Genomic DNA, 25527 nt, shown 5'->3' with positions numbered 1-25527 from the left:
CGTCAGCGCGCCTGGCGATGGGTCAGGCGGTCCGGGCGAGGGGCGGCGCGGTGGATGGCGGCCGCGGCGGGGCGCGGCTCCGCGCCGGGGGTTGGGCGAGGCCGGCGCGGTCCCGCCGTGAGTCGAGGGCGTAGCGAACGGGGATAACCGTCGCGTCGCCGGGCTGGACCGCGGCGACCGAGGCCATGACGCAGTCGTGACACTTGAGGCCGCCGAAGCCGTGGGCGGGTCCGTCGCCGGGAACGACCACCGTTTTGGCGCCGTCCAGCGTACAGAGCACGACGGTCCGGGAGCTGTCCTGCGCCTCGTGTGCAAGGGATGCGGCCGGAATCAGCAGCTGAATGCAGAGCGCGAACAGCGCCAGCGCCGCGGGCAGGATGCCCCGGCGAGGAGAACGCCGGAATGGGCGGCTGCTTCGCATGATCGCCCACTACGCCGCCGTACGGGGTTCCGCAAGCCGGCCAAAGAGCCCCATATTGGGTCTTCAGCATTCTGGAGGCGGTATGGCGGCGGAGGTCTCTCCCGGCGAATACAAGGACGTGGTCCTCTTCCTGGCGACGGCGGGCGTGGTCGTGCCCCTGTTCCGGCGGTGGCGGATCAGTCCGATCCTCGGGTTCCTCGGAGCCGGCGTCCTGCTCGGTCCCTATGGCCTCGGCGCACTGGCGGACAGCGTCCCCTGGCTAGCGGCCGTGACGATTGAGAGTCCAAGGGACGTCGCGCAGCTGGCCGAGTTCGGGGTTGTCTTCCTCCTGTTCATGATCGGGCTGGAGCTCAGCTGGGAACGGCTGCGGCTGATGCGCAAATTCGTGTTCGGCATGGGCGCGCTGCAGGTCGCGGTCTGCTCGGCGGCCATCGCGACAGTGGCCGTCTGGCTCGGCCAGCCGCTTCAGGCGGCCGTGGCGATCGGCGCGGCGCTGGCGCTGTCGTCGACAGCGATGGTCATGCCGCTGCTGGCGGAGAGCAAACGCCAGCACAGCCAGGCCGGGCGGGCGACCTTCTCGGTGCTGCTGTTCCAGGATCTGGCCGTCGCGCCGATCCTGATCACCCTGACCATCATCGGCAGCCAGGGCGGCGGCGAGCTGTTCTCGCCGAAGATGTTGCTGACCTTCGCGCCGGCGGCGGTCGGCATCGTGGCGCTGGTGGTGTTCGGCCGCCTGCTGCTGCGGCCGATGATGCGTTCGGTGGCCCGGGCCAAGAGCGAGGAGCTGTTCATGGCCGCCTCGCTGCTGATCGTGATCGGCGCGGGACTGGTGGCGGCGCTGACAGGCCTGTCCATGGCGCTCGGCGCCTTCATCGCCGGGCTGCTGCTGGCTGAGACCGAGTACCGGCACGAGGTCGAGGTGACCATCGAGCCGTTCAAGGGCCTGCTGCTGGGGCTGTTCTTCCTGTCCATCGGCATCGGGCTGGACCTGTCGCTGCTGGTGCAGAAGCCGGCCGAAATCCTCGGCATGGCCGTCGGCGCCCTGCTGCTGATCGGCACGGTCGTGTTCGTGCTGGGCCTGCTGTTCGGGCTGAAGCCGCGGAAGGCGCTGGAGTCCGCGATGTTGCTGGCCGCGGGCGGCGAGTTCGCCTTCGTCATTCTCGACACCGCCATGAACAATGGCATCGTCCAGCGCGAGATCGGCCGGACCGTGCTCGTGGCCTCGACGCTGACGATGTTCTGCATTCCGGTGCTGGCGGTCCTGGGCGCGAAGCTCGGCGGCCGGCCGGGCGCCAATCCCGCCGCCAGCACGCCGGTCGATCCGACGGCGACGGTCGAGGGCGAGGCTGCGGTTCTGGTGATCGGCTACGGCCGGGTCGGTCGACTGGTCGGCGACATGCTGGGCCGGCACGACATCCCCTGGGTCGCGGCGGAACGGGATCCGAAACTGGTCGAGATCGGTCGCCGCGCCGGGGTGTCGATCTTTTATGGCGACGCCTCGCGGGCCGAGTTTCTGCGTCGCTGCGGACTCGACACGGCGCGGGCGCTGATCGTCACGATGGACAATCCGGAGGGCAACGAGGTGGTCGTCGCGACGGCCCGCGAGCTGCGGCCTGACCTGACCATCGTCGTGCGGGCCCGCGACGCGCGCCACGCCAAGCGGCTCTATGAGCTGGGCGCCACCGACGCCGTGCCCGAGACCATCGAGGCGTCGCTGCAGCTCTCCGAGGCCGCCCTGGTCGACATCGGGGTGCCGATGGGGCTCGTGATCGCCTCGATCCACGAGCGCCGCGACGAATTCCGCAAGGAGCTCAACCGGCCGGAGGCGCTCGGCGGCCGGCGTCGAATGAGGGACGGGCCAAAGGGCTAGGGGCCCGTTCTCCCTCCCCATGAAGGGAAGGGAGAACGCGGGTCGTTGACTCCGCCTGCCGCCCCTCATAAATAACTGACCAGTCAGTTATCAGTGGGTGCGGATCATGCTCGCGGGCGAGCCGAAGTGGCGCCGACGCAAGGAAGCCAGGCCGGCGGAGATCGTCGCGGCGGCGCTGGAGGTTTTCGCGGAGAAGGGCTTCGCCGCCGCGCGGCTGGATGACATCGCCGCGCGCGCCGGGGTCAGCAAGGGCGCGCTGTATCTCTATTTCGAGACCAAGCAGGATCTGTTCGCGGCGGTCGTCCGTGAGGCGGTCGGGCCCAACATCGCGGCGATCGAGGCGGCCGCCACGACCCTCGACCTGCCTTTCGCGCAGATCTCCCGGATATTCCTGGCGCGCGCCGCCGACATGCTGACGACCTCGCCCGCCGGGTCGGTGGCCAAGATGGTCATCGCCGAGTCGCGCAACTTTCCGGACCTCGCCCGGGTCTGGCATGACGATGTGGTCGTTCGTGTCCTGGGCGTGGTCACCGGCCTGATCGAACGGGCGCAGGGGCGGGGAGAGCTTCGTCCCGGCGACGCAGCGATGCATGCGATGAGCCTGATCGGGCCGCTGCTGATGGGCGTGCTGTGGCGCGAGGTGCTGGTTCCGGTCGGCGCCCGGCCGATCGATCTGCGGGCGCTGGCCGCGCAGCACATCGAGACCGTGTTGAACGGACTACTGACCGAGGGAGGCCGATCATGACGCCCCGTCTTCGCGTTGCGGTCGTCGCGATCGTGCTCCTCGCCGGCGCAGGCGCCTGGTGGGTCTGGGGGCGCAAGCCCGACGCCGATCGCGCCCTGTCCGGCTATATCGAGGGCGAGGCGCTGTATCTGGCGTCGTCGGCGCCGGGCCCGGTGTCGAAGGTTTTCGTCGCCCGGGGCCAGAGGGTCGTCGCCGGGCAGGCGCTGTTCGCGCTCGACGCGGGACCCCTGCTGGCGCAGCGCGACCAGGCCGCCGCCGCGCTGGCCGAAGCCGAGGCGCGTCTGGCCGACGCCCGCAAGGGTCAGCGGCCGCAGGAACTGGCGGTCGTCGACGCCCAGCGCGCGGCCGCAGAGGCCGCACTTCGTCAAGCGCAGGCCGAGTACAACCGCATCGCGCCGCTGGTGCAGCAGGGCATCTACGCGCCCGCGCGGCTGGACACCGTGCGGGCCGCGCGGGATTCCGCCGTCGCCAACCTGCGGGCCGTGACCAGCCAGCGCGCGGCCGGCACGCTCGGCGGACGACCGGACGCGTTGCGCGCCGTCGAGGCGCAGGTGCGGCAGGCCCGCGACGTCCTCGCCGCCGCCCAGGCGCAGCTCGACCGGACAGGGCCCCGCGCGCCGGCCGACGCCCGCGTCGAGCAGGTCTATTTCCAGTCGGGCGAATGGGCCGCCGCCAACCAGCCGGTCGTGTCGCTGATTCCGGATGACCGGGTGAAGCTGCGGTTCTTCGTCCCGCAGGGCGAGCTTTCCCGTTACCGCATCGGACGGACGGTCGCCTTCGCCTGCGACGGCTGTGCGAAGGAACTGTCGGCGACCATCGACTATGTCAGCCCGCGCCCCGAGTTCACCCCGCCGGTCCTCTACAGCCGCGACAGCCGCGACCGGCTGGTGTTCATGGTCGAGGCCCGGCCGGCGACGCCCCGCGCGCTGGCGCCGGGCCAGCCGGTCGACGTCGCTCCGCTGGACGCCGCGCCGTGACCCTGGCGGTCGACGTCCAGGGGCTGAACAGGTCCTTCGGCGACAAGCATGTCGTCCAGGACCTCGCCATCCAGGTCGAGACCGGCAAGATCACCGGGTTTCTCGGCCCCAACGGCTCAGGCAAGACCACCACTCTGCGGATGCTTTGCGGCCTGCTGACGCCCGACAGCGGCGAGGGCGAGGTGCTGGGCCTGGACTTCCGCAAGGAGGCCGATCGGATCAAGCGCCAGACCGGCTACATGACCCAGAAGTTCTCCCTCTACGAGGACCTGTCGATCGAGGAGAACCTGACCTTCGTCGCCCGGGTATACGGGCTCGATGACCGCAAGGGCCGCGTCGACCGGGCGCTTGAACGGCTGGGCCTGGAGAACCGTCGCCGGCAACTGGCCGGGAGCCTGTCGGGAGGCTGGAAGCAGCGGCTCGCGCTGGCGGCCAGCGTCCTGCACGAGCCGCGGCTGCTGCTGCTCGACGAGCCGACGGCCGGGGTCGACCCCAAGGCCCGCCGCGAGTTCTGGGACGAGATCCACGGCCTGTCCGCCGAAGGGCTGACTGTGATGGTCTCCACCCACTACATGGACGAGGCCGAGCGCTGTCACGACATCGCCTACATCGCCTACGGGCGGCTGATGGCGCGGGGGACGGGGGCGCAGGTCATTCGCCGGTCCGGGCTGGTCACCTTTCGCGGTGAGGGGCCGGGCGCCGACCGGCTGGCGCGGGCCCTGGCCGCTCATCCCGGCGTGGCCATGGCCGCCCCGTTCGGCGCGGCGATCCACGTCAGCGGAACCGACCGCGCGGCGCTCGAAGCGGCCATCGCGCCCTGGCGCAAGCCGCCGTTCGTCTGGACCGAAGTCGAGCCGACGCTGGAGGACGTCTTCATCCACCTGATGGGTCAGGCGAAGGACAACTTCGAATGAACGCGACCCGCATCCTCGCCGTGCTGGTCAAGGAGTTCATCCAGCTGACCCGCGACCGGCTGACCTACGCCCTGATTCTGGCGATGCCGGTCGTCCAGCTCCTGCTGTTCGGCTATGCCATCAACAACGACCCTCACCACCTGCCGACGGCCGTGCTGGTGCAGGACCACGGGGTGTTCGCGCGCTCGACGCTCGGCGCGATCGAACGCAGCGGCTATTTCGACATCACCGAGACCGCCCGCACGCCCGCCGAGCTCGACCGCGCCATGGCGCTGGGCAGGGTGCAGTTCGCGATCACCATTCCGGCCGACTTCTCGCGGCGGGTGGTGCGGGGCGACCGGGCGCAGATCCTGGTCGAGGCGGACGCCGCCGACCCTTCCGCCACCGGTTCAGCCATCGCGGCCCTGTCCGCCCTGCCGCAGGAAGCGCTGAAGCACGAGCTCACCGGCGCCCTGGCCACCGGTCCGGCCGCAGCACCGCCGTTCGAGGTGGTCGTTCACCGCCGGTACAATCCCGAGGCCATCAGCGCCTACAACATCGTGCCGGGTCTGCTGGGCGTGATCCTGTCGATGACCCTGGTGATGATGACGGCGCTCGGCGTCACGCGGGAGTACGAGCGCGGCACGATGGAAAGCCTGCTGGCGACGCCGGTGAAGCCGCTTGAGGTGATGATCGGCAAGCTGGCCCCCTACGTCCTTGTCGGCCTGACCCAGACCGTCGTGATCCTGGTCCTGGCGCGCGTGCTGTTCGATGTGCCGTTTTCCGGCGGCTGGGGCGCGCTGCTGAGCGGCATCCTGCTGTTCATCGTCGGCAGCCTGGCGCTGGGCTTCCTGATCTCGACGGTCGCGCGCAACCAGCTGCAGGCGATGCAGATGTCGGTGTTCTACATTTTCCCGTCGCTGCTGCTGTCGGGATTCATGTTTCCGTTCCGCGGAATGCCCCTGTGGGCCCAGATAATCGGCGACGTGATCCCGGTGACGCATTTTCTTCGGATCGTCCGGGGCGCGTTGCTCAAGGGCCTTGGATTCGCCGACCTCTGGCAGAGTCTCGGGGCCCTGATGCTGTTTGTGGTCATCGTCGTGTCACTGGCGATGGCGCGCTACCGCACAACCCTCGACTGAGAAACTCGCCGTTCACGATCCTTGTCTAGAAAATAGACGGTGGTGTGGCTTCGCTGACACTTGGCGATGGCTTCATGGTTGATATAACGAATGTTCGAGCGGCCTTTGGTCGCATCGCGGGCAGGAGAGGGCTCTCATTATGAAATTCAAGCTTCTGGCGGGTGCGGCGCTCGCCGTTACGACGCTCGCAGCGTCGGGTGCGGCCGCTCAGGACAGCGGCTTCTACGGCGCGCTGGACGTGGGCTACCACTGGTCCGACAACACCAACTTCGACACGGGCCTCGGCCCGGTCAGCCTCGACGGCGACGACGACTGGATCGGTCTCGCCCGTCTCGGCTACCGTCTGTCGCCGCACTGGCGCGTGGAACTCGAAGGCGGCTGGCGTCCCGGTGAACTGCCGACCCCGATGGTTGACGCCTCGGGCGACTGGGAAGTTCTCTCGGTCATGGGCAACGTCATCGTCGACTTCATGCCCGACGGCGACCTGCATCCGTTCCTCGGCGTCGGCGCCGGTATGGCCCGCGGCCAACTGGGCGCGGTCATCGCGCCGTTCCTGGTCGTCGACGATCAGGACTCGGTCTGGGCCTGGCAGGGCATCGCCGGTCTGACGGCGAAGGCCAGCGACCGGATGAATGTCGACCTGACCTATCGCTACTTCCAGACGGGTGACTTCGACTTCAACAACATCGGCACCGCCGGCCCGCTGACCGGCAGCTACAACGACCAGTCGGTGACGATCGGCGTGCGCTACAGCTTCCAGGAAGAAGCTGCTCCGCCGCCGCCGCCGCCGCCGCCTCCGCCGCCGCCGCCGCCTCCCCCGCCGCCTCCGCCGCCGCCGCCTCCGCCGCCGCAGTACGAAGCCCGGGAATTCATCGTCTACTTCCCGTTCGATCAGTACGTGCTGACGCCGGAAGCCCAGACGGTGGTGTCTGAAGCGGCCCAGTACGCTCAAGCCGGTGGCGCGACCCGCGTCGTCGTCGTGGGTCACACCGACTCCTCGGGTTCGCCCGCCTACAACGTCCGCCTGTCGGAACGCCGCGCCAAGGCCGTCGCCGATGCGCTGGTGGGCCTGGGTGTCTCGGCCGGTACGCTGGCCGTGGACTGGAAGGGTGAAGCCGAACTCGCCGTCGCCACGGGCGATGGTGTGAAGGAACCGCTGAACCGCCGTTCGACGATCTCGATCAACTTCTGATCGGCATCTTCGGCGTAAAGCTGAACCAAAGCGGGGCCCCGGTGGAAACACCGGGGCCTTTGCCTATGAGAAATCCCTTTGAATCAAGGGTTTGGGCGTATTCCACCCAACCTTGACGCACCGCAGCGAGGCCTATAGGTTCCGCCGCGATCAAGCCGGGCCCCGGGGATTTCCCCGGAGCTGTTTTCGGACCTGACCGACCCCATGCCCAAGGCCGTCGACCCGCGCGAAGAGGCGCTCCGCAGCCTCGACGAACGGGCAAAAGCGCTGCAGGCCAGTACGGCTCGCCCCGACTCGCCTATGGGTGAGGCGTCGGCCACGAGCCAGGCCTACCGCATTCTTGCGGAGCTGCTGGGGGGCGTGCTGGTCGGAATCGCGGCGGGCGCAATCCTCGACCGGTTGGTCGGGACGGCGCCCTGGGGGTTGATCGGCGGGGTCCTCGCGGGCTTCGCCCTGTCGTTGTTCATGGCGCGTCGCACAGCCAACCGGCTGATGGCGCAGGCGAAGGCGGAAGAGGCGGCGCGCAGCGCGGCCTCCAAGGCCAGGGAAGACTAGGGAGCGATAGGCCCGATGGCCGATCCGATTCATCAGTTCCAGATCGTGAAAGTCGTCGACTTTCCCGATGTCACGCTCCCGGGTGTTGGCCTCGTCGATCTTGCGATCACCAACTCGCATATCGCGATGACGATCGCGTTCGGCCTCGTCGTGCTCTTCCTGACCCTGGTCACCTCGAACGCCAAGGTCGTTCCGGGTCGTCTCCAGACCGTCGGCGAGACGCTGTTCGGCATGATCGACAACCTCACCGACTCGATCATCGGCCACGACGGTCGCAAGTATTTCCCGTTCGTCTTTACGATCTTCCTGCTGATCCTGGGCATGAACCTGCTGGGCATGGCCCTGTCGTTCACCGCGACCTCGCAGCTGGCGGTCACCGCGACCCTGGCGATCGTGACGTTCGGCCTGGTGCTGGTCATCGGCTTCGCCAAGAACGGCCTGAAGTTCTTCCTGCTGTTCTGGCCGACCGGCGCGCCGCTGGTGATGCGGCCGGTTGTCGGTCTGATCGAGCTGTTCTCCTTCATGCTGCGCCCGATCACCCTGGCCCTTCGTCTGTTCGGCAACATGCTGGGCGGCCACGTGGCCCTGAAGGTGTTCGCCGGGTTTGTCGTGACCCTGGGCGCCATGGCCGCCGGGGGCGGGCTGGGCCTGCTGGGCATTCCGGGCGCCGCGCTCTCGATGAGCATGGTGGTCGGTCTGACCGCCCTCGAATTCCTCGTGGCCTTCCTTCAGGCCTTCGTCTTCGCAGTTCTGACCTGCATCTATCTGAATGATGTGGTCAATCTGGGTGAAGGCCACTAAGGCCTAGCTCCAGAAACCTCCTCCAACCTTTACCAAACAGGACTTGAGAACCATGGAAGTTGAAGCGGCTAAGGCCATCGGCGCGGGCCTCGCGACCCTCGGCATGATCGGCGCCGGCATCGGCGTGGGCACCATTTTCGGCAGCTTCCTGTCGGGCGCCCTGCGCAACCCGTCCGCCGCCGCCAGCCAGATCGGCAACCTGTTCGTGGGCGCCGCCCTCGCCGAAGCCCTGGGCATTCTCGCCTTCGTGCTCGGCGTGCTGATCTACTTCGGCTGATCCGGCAACCTGCTGCGACGGCGTCCCTGCGGGCGTCGTCGCGCGACCTAACTCGACGGACACGTGATGGCTGCTGAATCCACGCAAAGCCACGGCGCCGACACGGCCCATACAACGACGACCGAAGCCGAGCACGGTTCGGGCGGCCTGCCGCAGTTCCAGTTTCAACACTGGGGCGGCCAGATCGCCTACCTGCTGGTGCTGTTCGTCATTCTGTATGTGCTGATCTCGCGCGTGTTCACGCCGCGCATGCGGCGTGTGCTCGACGAGCGCGCCAGCACGATCGCCACGGCCCTGGAGACTGCGCGTCAGGTCCAGGCCGAGGCGCTCGATCAGGCCCGCACCGGCGAAGCCGAAGTGGCCGAGGCTCGCGCCCGGTCGCAACGCGTCGCCGCAGAGGCTCGCGCCCGGGCCGCGGCCGACTCCGCTGCTGTTGCGGCCGTCGAAGACGCCAAGGTGGCCGAAAAGGTCGCTGCGGCCGAAGCGCAGATCCAGAAGGCGCGCGACGCGGCCATGGCCAACGTCGCCGGTATCGCCGAGGACATCGCGTCGGCCATCGTCGCCAAACTGACCGGCAAGGCCCCCGCGGCCGCCGACGTCAAGGCGGCCCTCGCCGGCCGTCCGGGAGCTCGCTGATGCCCGCCTTTTTCTCCGCCGAGTTCTGGAACTTCGCCAACGCCGAGTTCTGGGTGGGCGTCGGCCTGGTGCTGTTCTTCGTCGTCGTCGTCATGGCCAAGGTCCCGGCCCTGGTCGCCGGCGTGCTGGACGGCAAGGCCGCCAAGATCCAGGGCGACCTGGACGAGGCCGCCCGCATCCGGGCCGAGGCCGAAGCCCTGCTGGCCTCGCTGAAGGCCCAGCGCGCCGACGCCGAACGTCAGGCTACCGAAATGCTCAAGGCCGCCGAGGCCGACGCCGCCCGTCTGGCGGTCGACGCCAAGGCCAAGCTGGAAGACCAGATCGCGCGCCGCGCGGCTCTGGCCGAACGCAAGATCGCCTCGGCCGAGGCCCAGGCCGCCGCCGACGTGAAGGCCGTGGCCGCCGACCTCGCCGCCCAGGCCGCCGAGCAGATCCTCGCCGCCCGTCTGGCTTCGGCCAAGACCGACCCGTCGGTCGACGCCGCGATCAGCACCCTGGCCGCCCGCCTGCAGTAGTGCCCAGGGGACATGTACCAAAGGTACGTGTCCCCCAATCAGGTCACCAAGAATCCGGTTCAGGGGACACGTACCTGCGGTACATGTCCCCGACGCCTAGCGTCGGCGGAAGTGCTTGCGCACCTTCTTCGCGAAACGACGCTCCTTGCGCAGGACGATGCGCTCCATCCGAAGGACGCCCTGCCAGAACACCGGCATGACTTCCGGCTCCCGCCGCAGCAGGCGGCGGATCGGGAAGATCATCTTCGGGTGAGCCCGCTGGAAGCGGATGAACTGCCGCTTGGCCCAGAAGCTGTTGCGCAGGGTGATCATCAGACCGACGACGATCACCGGCAGCCCGCCCGGTCCCGGCAGTGGCGCGATCAGCACGCCCGCCGCGATGATCACCAGGCCCAGTGCGAGCAGCAGCCAGCGCGCCACACGCGACAACAGCTCGCGGGCGGCGTCATCGGCAGGCGTGAAGGCGCGGGGCATGGTGAGGACGAGGGACATGAATCACTGAACGGCGGGCTGGGCGCGCCGCTTTCCCGTGAGTCTGCGTCGCTGCAACATTCGATATGTGCAGCCGACAACGGCCCGTAAAGGACCGCGTTCCTGTTATGACGAAGTCTTCACACGCCCTGCACGGCTATTCAGCCGCCAGTGGCGGAATTGTCTCAGGTCGCCACCTCAGGCGTGGCTTTCTGGCCGCAAGGGTCTCGTCCAGGCGCCGCATCGGAGCGTGGAACGGAGCGCCCTTGAACCGGTCGACCTCGCCCGCTTTCGCCGCGCCGGCGAGGGCGCGCAGCGCGGCGATGAACCGGTCCAGCTCCTGCCGGCTCTCGGTCTCGGTCGGCTCGATCAGCATCGCCCCGTGCACCACCAGCGGAAAGTACATGGTCATCGGGTGGAAGCCCTCGTCGATCATCGCCTTGGCGAAGTCGAGGGTGGTGATCCCGGTGCCCTCGAGCCAGCTGTCATCGAACAGCGCCTCATGCATGCAGGGGCCGTCCGGGAAGGCCGGGCTCATCACGTCCGACAGGCAGGCCTTGATGTAGTTGGCGTTGAGCACCGCATCCTCGGCGACCTGGCGCAGGCCGTCGGCGCCGTGGCTGCGCATGTAGGCGTAGGCGCGGACAAACATGCCCATCTGACCGTGGAAGGCGCTCATGCGGCCGAAGGCCTGGGCGGTCGCGCCGGCCTGGTCCTCGACGAGGCGATAGTGGGTCCCGTCGTGCACGACCCAGGGGGCCGGGGCGAACGGCGCCAGCGCCGCGCTCAGCACCACCGGACCCGCGCCCGGACCGCCGCCGCCGTGGGGCGTGGAGAAGGTCTTGTGCAGGTTGATGTGCATGGCGTCGACGCCGAGGTCGCCCGGGCGCACCCGGCCGACGATGGCGTTGAAGTTGGCCCCGTCGCAGTAGAAGTAGGCGCCGACCGCATGGGTCAGGCGGGCGATCTCGATCACGTCCCGCTCGAACAGGCCGCAGGTGTTGGGGTTGGTGACCATGATGGCCGCCACCTGGTCGTTCAGCTTGGCTTCCAGATCCGCCAGGTCCACCCGGCCGTCGGCCGTCTGGGCGATCTCGACCACGCTGTAGCCGACGAAGGCGGCCGTGGCGGGGTTGGTGCCGTGGGCGCTGGTCGGGCAGAGGACCGTCTTGCGGTGGCCCTGGCCGTTCGCTTCATGCGCCGCCTTGATCGCCAGCAGGCCGCACAGCTCGCCGTGCGCGCCGGCCTTGGGCGTCATGGCCACAGCGGGCATGCCGGTCAGCGTCTTCAGCCAGTGGGCCAGCCGGTCGATCAGCTCCAGCGCGCCCTGCACCGTCGACTGCGGCTGCAGCGGGTGAAGGTCCGCGAAGCCGGCCATCCGCGCGGCCTTCTCGTTGAGGCGCGGGTTGTGCTTCATCGTGCAGCTGCCCAGCGGATAGAGGGCCAGGTCGATGGCGTGGTTTTTCTGGCTGAGGCGCACGTAGTGGCGCATGGCCTCTGGCTCGGAGAGACCGGGCAGACCGATCGGCGCGGTCCGCAGCAGCCCGTCCAGGTCGCCCGCCGGCCGCGTGGCCTGCGGCAGGTCGACGCCGGTCTTGTCCCAGCCGTCCCGTTCGAAAATCAGCGCCTCGTCCTGCAGCAGGCCGCGGGCGCCGGTCAGGGTGGGGTGGACGTAGTCGTTGGTCTGGACCGGCGCGGTGGGGCGGCCCACGGAGTTCATCGAGCTCATGCCATCACCTCGGTCAGGGCAGCTTTGAAGGCGGCGATGTCGCCTTCGGTCACGGTTTCGGTCGCGGCGACGAGCAGGACGTCGTCCAGGTCGGCGTCCGGGTCGAGCCGGCTGTAGGGCACGCCGCCGAGCACGCCCTTCGCCGCGAGCGCCTCGACGACCTCGGCGGCGGGTTTGCCCAGCTTCACGGCGAACTCGTTGAAGAACCGCGGGGTGAGGATCTCGACCCCCTTCACGCCTTCCAGCGCCGTCTTCAGCGCGCGGGCGGTCTGGTGGTTCAGGGACGCCAGCCGACGCAGGCCGACCTCGCCCAGAAGGCTCATGTGGATCGAGAAGGCCAGGGCGCAGAGGCCGCTGTTGGTGCAGATGTTGCTCGTCGCCTTGTCGCGGCGGATATGCTGCTCGCGGGTCGACAGCGTCAGGACGAAGCCGCGGCGGCCGTCAGCGTCGACAGTCTCGCCGCACAGCCGGCCCGGCGCCTGGCGGACCAGCTTTTCCTTGCAGGCGAACAGCCCGACGTACGGTCCACCGAAGTTCAGGGCGTTGCCGATCGACTGGCCCTCGGCGACCACGATGTCGGCGCCCATTTCGCCGGGCGACTTGAGCAGGCCGAAGGACACCGCCTCGGTCGTCACCACGATCAGCAGGGCGCCGGCGGCCTGGGCCGCGGCGGCGATCTTCGTCACGTCGGTGGCGGTGCCGAACACGTTGGGGGTCTGGACCACGACGCAGGCCGTGCCGGCGTCGATAGCCGCGATCACCGCGTCCTCGGCGTCGACGGCGGCGGTCAGGGCGTCCACCTCCATGCCCTCGGCATGGGCCAGGGTCTGGGTGGTGCGGACGTAGTGGGGATGCACCCCGCCCGACAGCACCGCCCGGTTCCGCTTCGTGACTCGCTTGGCCATCATCACCGCCTCAGCGCAGGCCGTGGAGCCGTCGTAGAGCGAGGCGTTGGCCACCTCCATGCCGGTCAGGGCCGCGACCTGGGTCTGGAATTCGAACAGCACCTGCAGCGTGCCCTGGGCGATCTCGGGCTGGTAGGGCGTGTAGCTGGTCAGGAACTCCGACCGCTGGATCAGGTGATCGACACTGGCCGGCACATGGTGGCGATAGGCGCCCGCGCCGCAGAAGAAGGGGACCGATCCGGCGGCGACGTTGCGTCCGGCCAGGGCGGCCAGTTCCCGCTCGACCTCCAGCTCGCCGGCGACATGCGGCAGGTCGACGAAGGCCTCGCGTCGGGCGGCGGCGGGCACGTCGACGAACAGGGCGTCGATGGAGTCGACGCCGATCTCGCCCAGCATCTGGACGCGGTCATCGGGGGTCAGGGGGAGGTAGCGCATGATCTGTTTTTCCTGTCATCCCGGCCGAAGCGTAGCGGAGAGCCGGGACCCAGATTCGGCCTGGACTTGACCTGGGTCCCGGATCGCCTTCGGCGTCCGGGATGACAATTGAGGGTTAGAGGGTCGACAGGAACGCTTCGTAGGCCGCGCGATCCATCAGGGCCTCGACCTGCGAGGGATCGCTGACCTTGATCTTCGCGAACCAGCCGCCGGCCTCCGGGACGGCGTTGACCGTCTCCGGCGCATCGCCGAGGGCGGCGTTGGCCTCGACAACTTCACCCGACACCGGGGCGTAGACGTCGGAGGCGGCCTTGACGCTCTCGACCACGGCCATGCCGTCGCCCTGGCTCAGGGTCTTGCCGATGTCAGGCACCTCGACGAACACCACGTCGCCCAGCTGTTCGGCGGCGTAGGCGGTGATGCCGACGGTGGCGATGTCGCCCGCCAGCTCGACCCATTCATGATCCTTGGTGAAACGCATGGCTGGACCCTCTTCAGACTTTGCGGACGTAGCGGTTGGGGACGAAGGGCATGGCGACGACCTCCGCGGCCCCCGCGCGACCCCGGACGATGACGTTCAGCTTGGTGCCGACGGCCGACAGGGCCGGCGGGACGAAGCCCATGGCGATGGGGCACCCGAGCGAGGGGGCGAAGCCGCCGCTGGTGACCACGCCCACGACCTTGCCGGCGGTGTCGGCGATCTCGGCGCCCTCGCGGGCCGGCGGACCGCCCAGCACCTTCAGACCGACCCGCACGCGGGCGGGGCCCTCGGCCAGTTCCTTGACGATGCGCGCCGCGCCGGGGAAGTCCTGGGCGTCACGGCGCTTCTTCGACACCGCGAAGGTCAGGCCGGCTTCGACCGGGCTGACCGTCTCGTCGACGTCATGGCCGTAGAGCGGCAGGCCGGCCTCAAGCCGCAGGGAGTCGCGGGCGCCCAGACCGATGGGCCTGACCCGCTCGTCCTCCAGCAGGGTGTTCCAGATGCGCTCAGCCGCATGGCCGGGGACGGAGATCTCGTAGCCGTCCTCGCCCGTGTAGCCCGAGCGGGAGATCAGCACGTCGACGCCGAAGCCGGTGGTCGCCCAGCTGTCCATGAACACCTTGTCGGCGCACTCGGGGATGTGGGCCTTGAGCACCGCGACGGCCTTGGGGCCCTGCAACGCCAGCAGCGCGCGGTCTTCGAGGCGGTCGATGGTGACCTGCGGCGCCAGCTCGTCGTTCATGAAGGCGAAGTCGCCGTCCTTGCAGGCGCCGTTGACGATGACGAACAGGCCGTCGTCGTCGGGCCGCGAGGCCATCAGGTCGTCGATGATCCCGCCCTTGCGGTTCAGCAGCACGGAATACTTCTGCCGCCCGGCGGCCAGGCCGATGAAGTCGCCCGGGACGATGTCCTCGAAGGCTGACAGGGGCGAGACGCCGCGCAGCCGGGCCTGGCCCATGTGCGAGACGTCGAACAGGCCGGCGCTCTCGCGCGTCCAGAGGTGCTCCTTGAGCACGCCGTCCTTGTATTGAACGGGCATTTCGTAGCCCGCGAACGGAACCATGCGCGCGCCGGCGGCGACGTGCGCGTCATAGAGCGGGGTCTTCTTGAGGGTCTCGTCAGACACGCTGAGCTCCGGCGGGGTCGATGCGGCTCGCCGGGTCGGATGACCAGGCGATTCGCCCCCGCTGTCTTGGAGCCTGAGAGATTTCAGACGGTGTGGACCGTCCTTGCTCCTTCGGCGCACCGCAGATGCGGCGCTTTCCAGCGTTTCGATGTCGCGCGGTCCGTTTGCCTGAGCGTTTCCGGGGCGGTTGCGCCTTCGGCCTCGGGGGCAAGCCCCGACGTCTCCCGCGAGACAGGGGTTTAAGTGCGGGACCGGGCGCGGGGAGTCAACCGTGGCCGGATGGGCGGCTTCAACTTGTGCGGTTTGGCGGCATGAGGCCTAGTGCATCCGGATCGACGAAGGGTGGCGTGAGCATGAGACCGGTTTTCAGCATGGCCGTGGCGGCGGCGCTTCTCGGCGGATCGCCAGTGCTCGCGCAAGACTCCAGCGCCAGCCCTGCGCCCCCGCCGGCGGCTTCGATCAGTCCTGGCCCGCCGACGACCGCTCCCCGCGTGACGCCCCCGAAGGTCCTCACCTCGCCCCAGCCGGTCTATCCCGAAGCGCTGAAGGCCATCGGCGCCCAGGGCGAAGTGGCTCTCAAGGGCCTTGTCCGCGCCGATGGGACCCTCGTAGACGCCACAGTGACGACGGGATCCCGCGTTCCGGAGCTCGACCAGCTGGCGCTTGAGGCATTCCGGACCTGGACGTTCAAGCCTGGCCTGGATGCGGACGGCAAGCCGATGGATGCGCCGGCCGTGACCAAGATCGCGTTCCGCAAGGACTCCGTCAGCAGCATGGCCGAGAAGACCTGCGCTGAATTCGTCATCGACCAGGACTGGTACAAGGCGACCTGGCCCGAGCCGGAGGCGAAGTCCCCGCTCTACTATTCGACGCTGGGCCTGTTCACTCTGATGATGATCAACAAGGGCGGGTCGACCGGCCTCCTGACCATGGTCCGCGACTTTGGCCCGGCGTGGCAGAAGACCTACGACACCTGCCGCAAAAAGCCCGACGCGCTCTACATCAAGATCCTCGCCAAAGCGCTTTAGGGCGTCAGAGCCGCAGGTCGCCGAACCAGTCGTCCTCGCCGATCGGCGGACCGGGCGGGGTGCGGGGGGCGGACTTCAGGCTCTCGCCGAGCGCCGCCAGCCGGGCGGGATCCGGATCCAGCAGGATGGCCGACAGGTCGCGCGCCTGCGCCAGGTCGGCGGCGTCGCCCTTCGTCTTGCGCAGCGTGCGGCCATACTCGATCATGCCGGCGCGGATCAGGGCGGCGGCCGTCGGGGACAGGGTCCTGTCCCGCTGAACTGACGCCAGTGTCGCCACCAGACGGAAACGGACCCGGCGAGCGATCTCGGCCTGACGACCCGTTGCAGTCGGCGAGACGGCCGCGAAGGCCTTGGACAGCAGTTCCTCGACGCCGGGCTGGTTCGGGTCCCGACGACGGGCCTCGACGAGGCGGTTGAGACGCGCCGGGGCGAACAGATCGGCGAACACCTGGCCGGCGACGACATCGGCGGCGCTGGTCAGGTCGAACACCGGTCCCTCCTGGAACACCTCGATGCTGGTCTGTTTGGCTATGGTGGTCGCCTGGCTGACCGTCAGCAGGTCGAGCAGGCCGTCGCCCAGATCGAGCTCGGAAGGGCTGACCACGGCCAGCAGGGCGTCCATCGCCTGGCGCTGGCGATCGGCGGCGACCGGGGTCGAGGCCTCCCGCCCGTCGCCCCGCGCGCCGTAGGTGAAGTCGACGCCGCCGACCAGCTTGGCCGTGGCGTCGATCTGGTAGCGGTGGAACAGGTAGATCGGCACGATCCGCCGGCGCAGGTCAGCCATCGGCGCCCCGACAGGCAGGCTGGCGAGGCCGAAGCGTGACAGGGCCAGGCGCCGAACGGCCATCAGGTGGGTCAATTCGGCGACCGGGTCCGCGCCGTTGTCCCAGACCGCGCCGAGCGGGTGGGCGGAATCGATCGGTCGGGCGTCGTCGTCCGAGACGAACCGCAGACCGCCGGCGAGGGCGGCGTCGACCATGGAGGACAGCTGCGCCCGGCCCGCCGCACCCGGCGCGACGTCGGCGTAGAGCCAGGTGATGGCGAACTTGTCCCAGGCGCCCATCCCCACGGCGTAGGCCTCAGACAGGTCGACCTCCCCGTCGCGGATCGCGACCAGCGGCGCGGGATAGTCCATCACCGAGGCGCGGCCATAGGTGCTGGCGCCGAAGTTGTGCTGCAGGCCGATGGCGTGGCCGACCTCGTGGGCCGAGAGCTGGCGCAGCCGGGCGAGCGCCACCTGAAGCGGATCGCTCGGGCCGCCGCCGCCGGTCCTGTCGGCGCCGACCAGGCCCTCGAAGATGATCCGGTCCTGACGCACGCGCTGCGAGCCCAGCAGGACGTCGCCCTTGACGATCTCGCCCGTGCGCGGGTCGACGACCGAGTGTCCGTAGGACCAGCCGCGCGTCTCGCGGTGGACCCAGTTGATCACGCTGTAGCGGGCGTCCAGCGGGCTGACGCCCTCGGGCAGGATTTCCACGCGGTAGGCGTCGATATAGCCCGCGGCCTCGAACGCCTGGGCCCACCACTGTGCGCCTTCGCGCAGGGCGGAGCGGACGGGTTCGGGCGCGCTGCGGTCGACGTAGAAGACGATCGGCGTCTTGACCCGCGAGCGGGCGGCCGTCGGGTCGGTCTTCTCGAGCCGGAAGCGGTGCGCCAGTTCCAGCACCATCGGCTGGCTGAGCGGGGTGGTGAAATCACTGACCGGATGGTCGATGGCGCCGACGCGCGGATCGCTGAAGCGGGGCTCGAAGCCCGGCTCGGGCAGGGCGACCAGCGAATGGTGCAGGGTGAGGGTCACGTTGCGCGGATCGGGCAGGATGCCGCGCACTTCGGGACCGGGCGCATCGCTGGTGAAGGTCTGGGTCGCCTCCAGCTCGATGTTCTTCGGGAAGGCCGCCACGGCGCCGGCGTCCGGGAAACTCAGGTCGGTGGCGAGTTTGAAGTCGCCTTGCTCGGTCACCTTCAGGCGGCGGGCGACCCCCTGGGCGTCGCGGGTGAGGAAGCCGGAGATGTCGATCAGCACCGCGCCGTCGGCGTCCTGCGCCGCGACCTCGGTCGACCAGACGGTCGAGATGGCGAACGATTCGCGGACCGCCTTGCGCTCGTCGGCCGTGCCGCCTTCGCCGATGAAGCTGTAGTTTTCGAACTGGACGACGATCCGGCCGCCCGCGCGGCGGAACACCAGCACCTGGGTGTCGCCCGGCGCGGAGCGGTCGAGGCCGACGGGGTTGGAGCCGAGGCCCGCCCGCAGATAGGTCTGGTAGAGGTAGCGGCCCTGCACGCCGTCAGCGTCCGGCGCGGGCAGCCGCAGCAGGATCTTGCCGTCCTTGCGGTTGACGAAGACCGGCAGCAGGCCGTCGTGGCGGACAAGGCCCTCGACCGCCTTGGCGATGACCACATCCGGCCCCCGCGCCGCGGCCATCGGCCCGACCATGACGCCGCAAAGGATCGCGACGATCCCGAAAATCCGCAGTCCGGACACGTGAAGCCCCCCAGGAGAAGGGGAGACTATGGCGCGGGAATCCTCAGTGACAAAGTCGCGGAGGACAGGAGACGTTACATCCGCTCCGGCGTCTCGATGCCGAGCAGGTCCAGCGCCAGTTCGAGCTGCTTCAGGGTGGTCACCGCCAGCGCCAGACGCGAGCCGGCCTTGGCGTCGTCGCCGGCCTGCAGGATCGGGCAGGCGGCGTAGAAGCGCGAGAAGCTCTGGGCCAGCTTGAAGGCGTGCTCGGCGATGAAGTTCGGGGCCTTCTTGTCGTAGGCCTCGATCAGGGCCGCGTCGAAGGCGTCCAGCAGCATGGCCAGTTCGCGCTCGGCGGGCTCGACGATGGCGATGCGACCGGGCTGGAGGCGTTCGTTTTCCGCCCGCCGCAGCAGCGATTTGATCCGCACCGCCTGGTACAGCAGGTAGGGGCCGGTCTTGCCCTCGAAGCTGGAGAAGCGGTCGAGGTCGAAGATGTAGCTGGTGCCGCGATAGTTGGAGAGGTCGGCGAACTTCAGGGCGGCCACGGCTACCTTGTGCGCGGTCTCCTCGAACTCGGCAGGCTCGAGCTCGCCGCCGAGACCGGCCTCGTGCAGCCGCTCGCGGGCCTTGGCGCGGGTCATCTCGATGAGATCATGCAGTTTCAGGACGCCGCCTTCGCGGGTCTTGAACGGCTTGCCGTCCGGACCGTTCATGGTGCCGAAGCCGATGTGCTCCAGCGAGCCGGGCTCGGCGTAGCCGGCCAGATAGCTGGCGCGGAACACCTGCTCGAAGTGGTCCGCCTGGCGCTGGTCCACGCAGTAAAGGATCAGGTGCGGGTCGAAGGTCCGGCGTCGGTCCAGCACGGTGGCCAGATCGGTCGTGCCGTACATGGCGGAGCCCTCGGAGGAGACAACCAGCAGGGGGTCAGGGCTCGGCGCCTCGTAGACGGTCCCGTCGGGCGCCTTCTTCTTCTTGGTCTCGCCGGGACGCGCCAGATGGATCACCCGCGCGCCCTGGTCGTCCGCGAGCAGGCCCTTGGCGTCCAGCTCCCGGACCATCGGATCGATCAGCGCGTCGACGTCGCTTTCGCCCTTCCAGAGGTCAAAATCGATGCCCAGGGCGTGGAACTCGCGCTCCAGCGCCACGCGGCTGACCTTGACGAAATGCTTCCACAGCAGGCGATAGCCGAGGCGGCCGCCCTGCAGTTCGGCGGTCGCGCGGCGCGCGCGATCGCGGTACTCGACGTCGGTCTTGGCCTTGCCCGCGGCTTCCGGATACAGCCGGTCGAGCAGGGGCAGGTCGATGTGGTCGGCGAGGGCGCCCATCACCTGGGCTTCGTCCGCCGGGCTCAGCGGCGCCGACCCCGTCAGGCGCTCCATGAGCGTGCCGACGAATGGGTCTTCATCGCAGCTGGCGACGATGAGCAGGCCCATCTGGAAGCCCCAGTCGCCGAAATGCGCGTCGCCCAGAACCTCGTCGCCGCGGAAACGGTACAGGCGCTTGACGGACTCGCCGATGATCGAGGCGCGCAGGTGGCCCACATGCATGGGCTTGGCGACGTTGGGGCCGCCGTAGTCGACGATGATGCGGCGGGCTTCGGCGACTTCGCCGGCGCCGGTGCGTTCGTCGCCGGCGATCTCGCGGGCGCGATCGGACAGGGCGCGGGGGCTGACCCGCAGGTTGATGAAGCCGAGGCCGGCGATCTCTACCGACTGCAGCAGGGGATGACCCGACAGGGCCTCGACCACCGCGGCGGCGATCTCACGCGGCGGCTTGCCGGCGACCTTCGCGGCCGGCAGGGCGCCGTTGCACTGGAAGTCCGCAAGGTCGGGGCGATCGGACGCCGTCACCCGGCCGAGTTCAACAGGAAGTCCCTGGGCGGCGAAGGCGGCCGCGACCGCTTCACCGAGGGACCGCTTCAGGTCGCTCATGGGGTCGTGGTGGCTCCGGCGGTGGCTGCCGGGGCGGCGCCGGCGTTCACGCGGAAGCGCTTTCCGTCGCGATTGAACGCGGCCATCTGCGGGGTCACGTCGAAGCCGATCAGAACCTCGAAGTTGGCGCCGCTGGTGTCGGCGTCGGCGCGCGGGATGGTGATGTTGGCCACGGTGTCGCGGACGAACACGCGATCCTCACCTGCCCCGAAGGTCACCGGCAGATCGAAGTATTCCTTGGCGATGACCGCCTGGTTGCGCTGTGTGACGGCGACCCAGTAGCGATAATCCTTCGACTGGCCGACCGCGGCCGGGCCACGGCCCATCGAGAACAGCAGCTCGACGCGCACCTTGATCGGGTCGGCGTCCTTGTACTCGCACCCGGCGGACACGCCCTGGATCTCGCCGGTCCAGCCGACGGTCGTGGCGCTTTCCTTGCCGTCCTTGAACTCGATGAAGCGGCCGGCGTCGTAGAGCACCTTCACATAGGGGCAGGGGCCGGCGTTGCGCAGTTGCGGCAGCGGAGCGGCCGGCTGATTCCATTCCTGGTCGCGCTTCTTCTTGCGCGCCGAGTCTTCCTCCTGGCGCCGGTCGGCGTCAGGACCCGTGGGCCGCTGCTGCGCGAAGGCGGGGGCGGCGACGCTCAGCGAACCGGCGGCGAACAGGGCAAGAAGTCCGATATTCAGGGAGCGGCGCATGTCTCGTCCGGAAAACAACAAGGAACCGGCGCGGGCGGGCCGGCCGAAAGGCAGATGCAGTCTGATAAAGGCATATGCGTGACCTCGCAACGCGGGTTCACTTGCAACGCGACCAGTCTGGCGAGCGAAGCCCGCTCTGGCGGGAGTGTCGTCGAAAGCCTACCTTGTCGCCATGGATGACGCCGCCCCGATCAAGCCGCCCCTTAAGGTCCTGCTGGCCAGCCCGCGCGGCTTCTGCGCCGGGGTGGATCGCGCGATTCAGATCGTCGAACGGGCGATCGAGAAATACGGTGCGCCGGTCTACGTCCGGCACGAGATCGTCCACAACAGGCACGTCGTCGAGCGGCTCAGGGCGCTGGGCGCGGTGTTCGTCGAGGAGCTGGACCAGGCGCCGGATGACCGGCCCGTGGTGTTCTCCGCTCATGGCGTGCCCAAGACCGTGCCGGCCGAGGCGAAGGCGCGGCAGATGCTGTTCCTCGATGCGACCTGCCCGCTGGTGTCCAAGGTGCATGTGGAGGCGCAGCGCCACTACGACGCCGGACGGGAGATCGTGCTGATCGGCCATGCGGGACACCCGGAGGTGGTCGGCACCATGGGGCAACTGCCGGACGGGGTCGTACAGCTGATCGAGCACGCCGCCGATGCGGAAGTGTTCGAGCCGCTCGATCCCCTGAATGTCGCCTTCGTCACGCAGACCACCCTGTCGGTCGATGACACCGCCGAGATCGTCGGCATCCTGCAGCGCCGCTTCCCCGGGATCTCCGCGCCGCACAAGGACGACATCTGCTACGCCACGACCAACCGCCAGGAAGCCGTGAAGCAACTGGCGGCGAGCAGCGACCTGCTGCTGGTGGTCGGCTCGCGCAATTCATCCAATTCGGTCCGGCTGGTCGAGGTCGGGCTGCGCGGCGGGGCGGACAACGCCCGGCTGCTGGAAGACGCGTCAGGGCTGGACTGGGCCTGGCTGGAGGGTGTCGGCACGGTCGGCGTCACGGCCGGCGCTTCCGCGCCCGAGGTGCTGGTTCAGGGTCTGATCGACACGCTGGCCAGCCGGTACGACCTGACCGTCGAGCACGTTGCGCCGATGCAGGAGACCGTGACGTTCAAACTGCCGCGCGTGCTGACGAGTTAGCGCCCGGGGGTCGCCTCCCGGCTTGACGGCGCTTCCGCCGTCGCCCATCCCCACGGCATGGCCGTCTACACCGACATCTCCGACGAAGAGCTCGCCGCGCTGCTGGCGGATTTCGATATCGGTCAGGCCATCGCCTTCAAGGGCATCGCCGAGGGGGTGGAGAACTCCAACTTCCTGCTCGAGACCGACAAGGGCCGCTATATCCTGACGCTCTATGAGCGGCGGGTGCGGGCGGAGGATCTGCCCTACTTCCTGAACCTGCTGACCTGGCTGGCCGACCACGGCTTCCCCAGCGCCCGGCCGGTGGCGGATCGCAACGGCCAGACCCTCAAGACCGTACGCGGCCGGCCGGCGGCGATCGTCGACTTCCTGATCGGCATCTCGGCCCGCAGGCCGACCGCGGCTCACTGCCGTGAGGCCGGCGCCGGGCTGGCGCGGCTGCATCTGGCCGGACAGGGCTATCCCGGCCGGCGGGAGAACGACCTGGGCCAGGCCGCCTGGGGGCCGCTGTTCGCCGGCCTGTGGGACGCGGCCGAGCAGCTCAAGCCTGGCCTGGCGGAGACGATCCGCGCCGACCTCGACTACCTGGGTCGCGACTGGCCCCGTGACCTGCCGACGGGCGTGATCCACGCCGACTTCTTTCCCGACAACGTCTTCTTCCGCGATGGCCAGTTCGCCGCGGCGTTCGACTTCTACTTCGCCTGCGACGACGCCTATGCCTACGACCTGGCGGTGGCGCTGAACGCCTGGTGCTTCGAGGCTGACGGCTCGTTCAACCTGACCGCGGGACGCTCGATGCTGGCCGGCTACCAGGCCCACCGGCCGTTGACGGTGGAAGAGCGGGCGGCGCTGCCGATCCTCGCCCACGGCGCGGCCATGCGGTTCTTCCTCACCCGGCTGAACGACTGGGGCTCGACCCCGGCCGGCGCGCTGGTCCGGCCGAAGGATCCGATGGAATACGAGCGCAAGCTGGCGGTGCATCGCGCGGGACTGGCCCTGCTCGGCGACCACGCATGACGCCCAGCGTGCTGATCTACACCGACGGCGCCTGTCGCGGGAATCCGGGGCCGGGCGGCTGGGGCGCGATCCTGATCTCGAACGGACGCGAGAAGGAACTGTGCGGCGGCGAGCGCGCCACGACCAACAACCGCATGGAGCTGATGGCGGCCATCCAGGCGCTGGAGGCGCTGAACAAGCCCTGCAAGGTCGAACTGCACACCGACAGCCAGTACATGCGCAACGGCATCATGACCTGGATCCATGGCTGGAAGGCGCGGGGCTGGAAGACCGCCGACAAGAGCCCGGTCAAGAACGAGGATCTGTGGAAGCGCCTGGATGCGGCACGCGCCCGGCACGAGGTCGACTGGCGCTGGGTCAAGGGTCATGCCGGTCATGAACTGAACGAGCGGGCCGACGCTCTGGCCAACAAGGGCATGAAGGAAACGCTCGGCGAGCTTTGACGCTTGACTCGTTTATGATTGAACTATTCTATCTGGTTCAATCTTGAACAAAAGGCGCTCGCCATGCATCGTCGTGACTTCATCCGGGTCCTCGGGGGCGGAGCGATCTTCGCCGCCACGGGCTGCGCGCCGGCCGGCGCCGATCCACGCGCCGCCTGGGTCAATCCCGGCGCGGGTGAGACCGATCCGCGTCGGAAGGCGCTGTCCTGGGCGATCCTGGCGCCCAATCCACACAACATGCAGCCGTGGATCGTCGACCTGTCGGTTCCCGACACGATCACCCTCTTCATCGACAAGACCCGCCTGCTGCCGGTCACCGACCCGTTCAACCGCCAGATCACCCTCGGCTGCGGCGCGATGCTGGAACTGCTGACCATGGCGCTGACCGCTGCCGGCCAGGCGGCCGAAGTGGTCCTGTTCCCCGATGGCGAGCCCGGGCCGCGACTGGACGACCGTCCGGTGTTCCGGGTGCGGATCAGCCGGGCGTCGACGACCCCGGACCCGCTGTTCGCCCAGGTGCTGAAGCGCCGTACCGACCGCAGCGCCTATACGGACCGTGATGTCGATCCGTCGGCAGCCTCCAACCTGCTCGGCGGGATCCGGCCCGTGCCCGGGGCGGTCTGCAACGTCACGGTCACGGCCGACCGCATCGCGCGCCTCAAGGCGCTGGTCTATCAGGGCGCCGAGGTGGAGGCCCATACGCCGGCCGCGCACCACGAAAGCGTCGAGCGCACCTTCATCGGGACTCGCGACGTCGCCGAGCATCCCTGGGGCATTTCCCTCGACGCGCCCGTCATGACGGCGATGAACGCCGTCGGCCTGCTGACCAAGGCGAAGATGGTTCAGCCTGGAACGACTGCGTTCAAGGAGTCGCTGAAGTTCCTCAAGGACGGGGCCGACACCAGCCGGGCCTTCTTCTGGATCACCACCCAGACCAACACCCGCGCCGACCAGATCGCAGCGGGGCGCACCTACGTGCTGGCCAACCTCTCCGCCGCCAAGTTCGGCCTGGCCATGCATCCCTGGAGTCAGGGCCTGCAGGAGTACGCGACCCAGAAGCCCGTCTATGACGCCCTGCACAAGGAACTGGCCCCGACCGGCGGCCGCATCCAGATGCTCGCGCGGATCGGTTATCCGAAAGCGGCGATCCCGCCGGCCCCGCGCCGCGGCCTGGCCGCCCAGCTGAAGGGGGTCTGATGGCGACCGAACCCAAGGACCGGCCGGACGTGCGGGTGATGACCGAGATCGGCATCATCGCCCAGCTCTCGACCGCCCAGTTGGAGCGCAATCTGCCCGAGGGCATGAGCGCGGCGCAGTTCGGCGTCCTGACCCACTTCATGCGCCGCGGCGGGACCGAAAGCCCGGCCCAGTTGGCGAAGGCCTTTCAGGTCACGAAGGGGGCGATGACCAACACCCTGCAACGGCTGGAGGCCCAGGGGTTCGTGACGATCGTAGGGGATGAAACCGATGGTCGCCGCAAGCTGGTCACCCTGACGCAGGCCGGCGCCGAGGCCTTCAATACAGGCCTCGGCCTGATGCGGCCTCACCTGGAAGCGATGCGCGGCGCGTTCACCGAGGCCGAGTTCAAGGCGGCCCTGCCGTTCCTGCAGGCGCTGCGGATGTGGCTGGACGAGAACAGGTGA

The 25527-nt window shown here is 69.0% G+C and carries 26 protein-coding genes and 2 riboswitches; of the genes, 17 read left to right on the top strand and 9 right to left on the bottom strand.

Features of this window, described 5'->3' with window-relative positions:
- Positions 1-22 precede the first annotated feature (22 nt).
- Entirely contained in the window at positions 23-421 is a 399-nt protein-coding gene (locus tag AC3WJT_RS00295) for a DUF2946 family protein (protein WP_492341063.1), read from the bottom strand.
- Positions 422-503: 82 nt separating this feature from the next.
- On the opposite strand from AC3WJT_RS00295, the gene AC3WJT_RS00290 reads away from it, so the two are divergent.
- The 11 genes from AC3WJT_RS00290 to AC3WJT_RS00240 all read left to right on the top strand — a co-directional run bounded on the left by AC3WJT_RS00290 (position 504) and on the right by AC3WJT_RS00240 (position 10024).
- Positions 504-2291, top strand: coding sequence for a cation:proton antiporter domain-containing protein (locus tag AC3WJT_RS00290; protein WP_492341062.1), 1788 nt, complete (start codon positions 504-506; stop codon positions 2289-2291).
- A 106-nt stretch (positions 2292-2397) separates the two neighbouring features.
- Positions 2398-3036 carry a TetR/AcrR family transcriptional regulator gene (locus AC3WJT_RS00285; protein ID WP_492341061.1) on the top strand — a complete coding sequence of 213 codons (639 nt, stop codon included), beginning with the start codon at positions 2398-2400 and terminating at the stop codon, positions 3034-3036.
- Positions 3033-4013: an HlyD family secretion protein gene (locus AC3WJT_RS00280; RefSeq protein WP_492341060.1), complete on the top strand. Its 981-nt coding sequence runs from the start codon at positions 3033-3035 to the stop codon at positions 4011-4013. Before AC3WJT_RS00285 ends, AC3WJT_RS00280 begins: the two co-directional genes overlap by 4 nt.
- Entirely contained in the window at positions 4010-4927 is a 918-nt protein-coding gene (locus AC3WJT_RS00275; protein ID WP_492341059.1) for an ABC transporter ATP-binding protein, read from the top strand. The genes AC3WJT_RS00280 and AC3WJT_RS00275 overlap by 4 nt, the downstream gene beginning before the upstream one ends.
- Positions 4924-6048 (top strand): ABC transporter permease, encoded by a 1125-nt coding sequence (locus AC3WJT_RS00270; RefSeq protein ID WP_492341058.1) that lies wholly within the window; start codon positions 4924-4926, stop codon positions 6046-6048. The genes AC3WJT_RS00275 and AC3WJT_RS00270 overlap by 4 nt, the downstream gene beginning before the upstream one ends.
- A gap of 139 nt (positions 6049-6187) precedes the next feature.
- Positions 6188-7240: an OmpA family protein gene (locus AC3WJT_RS00265; protein ID WP_492341057.1), complete on the top strand. Its 1053-nt coding sequence runs from the start codon at positions 6188-6190 to the stop codon at positions 7238-7240.
- 204 nt (positions 7241-7444) lie between these two features.
- Positions 7445-7795 carry an AtpZ/AtpI family protein gene (locus AC3WJT_RS00260; protein WP_492341056.1) on the top strand — a complete coding sequence of 117 codons (351 nt, stop codon included), beginning with the start codon at positions 7445-7447 and terminating at the stop codon, positions 7793-7795.
- Between the two features lie 15 nt (positions 7796-7810).
- Positions 7811-8596: a F0F1 ATP synthase subunit A gene (locus AC3WJT_RS00255; protein WP_492341055.1), complete on the top strand. Its 786-nt coding sequence runs from the start codon at positions 7811-7813 to the stop codon at positions 8594-8596.
- Positions 8597-8648: 52 nt separating this feature from the next.
- Positions 8649-8873, top strand: a complete 225-nt coding sequence (locus tag AC3WJT_RS00250; protein ID WP_492341054.1) for a F0F1 ATP synthase subunit C — start codon at positions 8649-8651, stop codon at positions 8871-8873.
- 66 nt (positions 8874-8939) lie between these two features.
- Positions 8940-9509 carry a F0F1 ATP synthase subunit B family protein gene (locus AC3WJT_RS00245; protein WP_492341053.1) on the top strand — a complete coding sequence of 190 codons (570 nt, stop codon included), beginning with the start codon at positions 8940-8942 and terminating at the stop codon, positions 9507-9509.
- Positions 9509-10024 (top strand): F0F1 ATP synthase subunit B, encoded by a 516-nt coding sequence (locus AC3WJT_RS00240; RefSeq protein WP_492341052.1) that lies wholly within the window; start codon positions 9509-9511, stop codon positions 10022-10024. Before AC3WJT_RS00245 ends, AC3WJT_RS00240 begins: the two co-directional genes overlap by 1 nt.
- Before the next feature lie 96 nt (positions 10025-10120).
- Here the strand turns inward: AC3WJT_RS00240 and AC3WJT_RS00235 are convergent, their stop codons facing one another.
- The 5 genes from AC3WJT_RS00235 to gcvT all read right to left on the bottom strand — a co-directional run bounded on the left by AC3WJT_RS00235 (position 10121) and on the right by gcvT (position 15171).
- Positions 10121-10516, bottom strand: coding sequence for a PGPGW domain-containing protein (locus tag AC3WJT_RS00235; protein ID WP_492341051.1), 396 nt, complete (start codon positions 10514-10516; stop codon positions 10121-10123).
- A 136-nt stretch (positions 10517-10652) separates the two neighbouring features.
- Positions 10653-12224, bottom strand: a complete 1572-nt coding sequence (gene gcvPB, locus AC3WJT_RS00230) for an aminomethyl-transferring glycine dehydrogenase subunit GcvPB (protein WP_492341050.1) — start codon at positions 12222-12224, stop codon at positions 10653-10655.
- The gene (gene gcvPA / locus AC3WJT_RS00225) at positions 12221-13564 is read right to left on the bottom strand and encodes an aminomethyl-transferring glycine dehydrogenase subunit GcvPA (RefSeq protein WP_492341049.1); all 1344 of its coding nucleotides are present in this window, start codon (positions 13562-13564) and stop codon (positions 12221-12223) included. The genes gcvPB and gcvPA overlap by 4 nt, the downstream gene beginning before the upstream one ends.
- A gap of 115 nt (positions 13565-13679) precedes the next feature.
- Positions 13680-14045, bottom strand: coding sequence for a glycine cleavage system protein GcvH (gene gcvH / locus AC3WJT_RS00220; protein ID WP_492341048.1), 366 nt, complete (start codon positions 14043-14045; stop codon positions 13680-13682).
- 13 nt (positions 14046-14058) lie between these two features.
- Positions 14059-15171, bottom strand: a complete 1113-nt coding sequence (gene gcvT / locus AC3WJT_RS00215; RefSeq protein ID WP_492341047.1) for a glycine cleavage system aminomethyltransferase GcvT — start codon at positions 15169-15171, stop codon at positions 14059-14061.
- A gap of 59 nt (positions 15172-15230) precedes the next feature.
- Positions 15231-15314, bottom strand: a riboswitch (glycine riboswitch).
- 3 nt (positions 15315-15317) lie between these two features.
- Positions 15318-15408, bottom strand: a riboswitch (glycine riboswitch).
- 116 nt (positions 15409-15524) lie between these two features.
- Between gcvT and AC3WJT_RS00210 the strand changes: the two genes are divergently transcribed.
- Positions 15525-16199 carry an energy transducer TonB gene (locus AC3WJT_RS00210; protein ID WP_492341046.1) on the top strand — a complete coding sequence of 225 codons (675 nt, stop codon included), beginning with the start codon at positions 15525-15527 and terminating at the stop codon, positions 16197-16199.
- Positions 16200-16203: 4 nt separating this feature from the next.
- Here AC3WJT_RS00210 and AC3WJT_RS00205 read toward each other — a convergent pair whose 3' ends face one another.
- The 3 genes from AC3WJT_RS00205 to AC3WJT_RS00195 all read right to left on the bottom strand — a co-directional run bounded on the left by AC3WJT_RS00205 (position 16204) and on the right by AC3WJT_RS00195 (position 21292).
- Positions 16204-18681: a zinc-dependent metalloprotease gene (locus tag AC3WJT_RS00205; protein ID WP_492341045.1), complete on the bottom strand. Its 2478-nt coding sequence runs from the start codon at positions 18679-18681 to the stop codon at positions 16204-16206.
- Between the two features lie 74 nt (positions 18682-18755).
- Positions 18756-20594: an arginine--tRNA ligase gene (locus AC3WJT_RS00200; RefSeq protein WP_492341044.1), complete on the bottom strand. Its 1839-nt coding sequence runs from the start codon at positions 20592-20594 to the stop codon at positions 18756-18758.
- Positions 20591-21292: a Tat pathway signal sequence domain protein gene (locus tag AC3WJT_RS00195; RefSeq protein WP_492341043.1), complete on the bottom strand. Its 702-nt coding sequence runs from the start codon at positions 21290-21292 to the stop codon at positions 20591-20593. The genes AC3WJT_RS00200 and AC3WJT_RS00195 overlap by 4 nt, the downstream gene beginning before the upstream one ends.
- Positions 21293-21464: 172 nt before the next feature.
- Between AC3WJT_RS00195 and ispH the strand changes: the two genes are divergently transcribed.
- From ispH to AC3WJT_RS00170, 5 genes are all read left to right on the top strand, one after another.
- Positions 21465-22424, top strand: coding sequence for a 4-hydroxy-3-methylbut-2-enyl diphosphate reductase (gene ispH / locus AC3WJT_RS00190; RefSeq protein WP_492341042.1), 960 nt, complete (start codon positions 21465-21467; stop codon positions 22422-22424).
- Between the two features lie 57 nt (positions 22425-22481).
- Complete coding sequence (thrB, locus tag AC3WJT_RS00185; protein WP_492341041.1) at positions 22482-23441, top strand: homoserine kinase; 960 nt, start codon at positions 22482-22484, stop codon at positions 23439-23441.
- A complete protein-coding gene (rnhA, locus tag AC3WJT_RS00180) occupies positions 23438-23884 on the top strand; it encodes a ribonuclease HI (protein ID WP_492341040.1) in 447 nt (148 codons plus the stop codon). The genes thrB and rnhA overlap by 4 nt, the downstream gene beginning before the upstream one ends.
- Positions 23885-23947: 63 nt before the next feature.
- Complete coding sequence (locus tag AC3WJT_RS00175) at positions 23948-25081, top strand: Acg family FMN-binding oxidoreductase (protein WP_492341039.1); 1134 nt, start codon at positions 23948-23950, stop codon at positions 25079-25081.
- On the top strand, positions 25081-25527 hold the full coding sequence (locus AC3WJT_RS00170; RefSeq protein WP_492341038.1) for a MarR family winged helix-turn-helix transcriptional regulator: 447 nt from the start codon (positions 25081-25083) through the stop codon (positions 25525-25527). The genes AC3WJT_RS00175 and AC3WJT_RS00170 overlap by 1 nt, the downstream gene beginning before the upstream one ends.

The organism is Caulobacter sp. FW305-C-30-S16, from assembly GCF_058783025.1.
The sequence above is the reverse complement of the archived record's forward strand: the minus strand, read 5'-3'. Positions and strand labels throughout refer to the sequence as shown.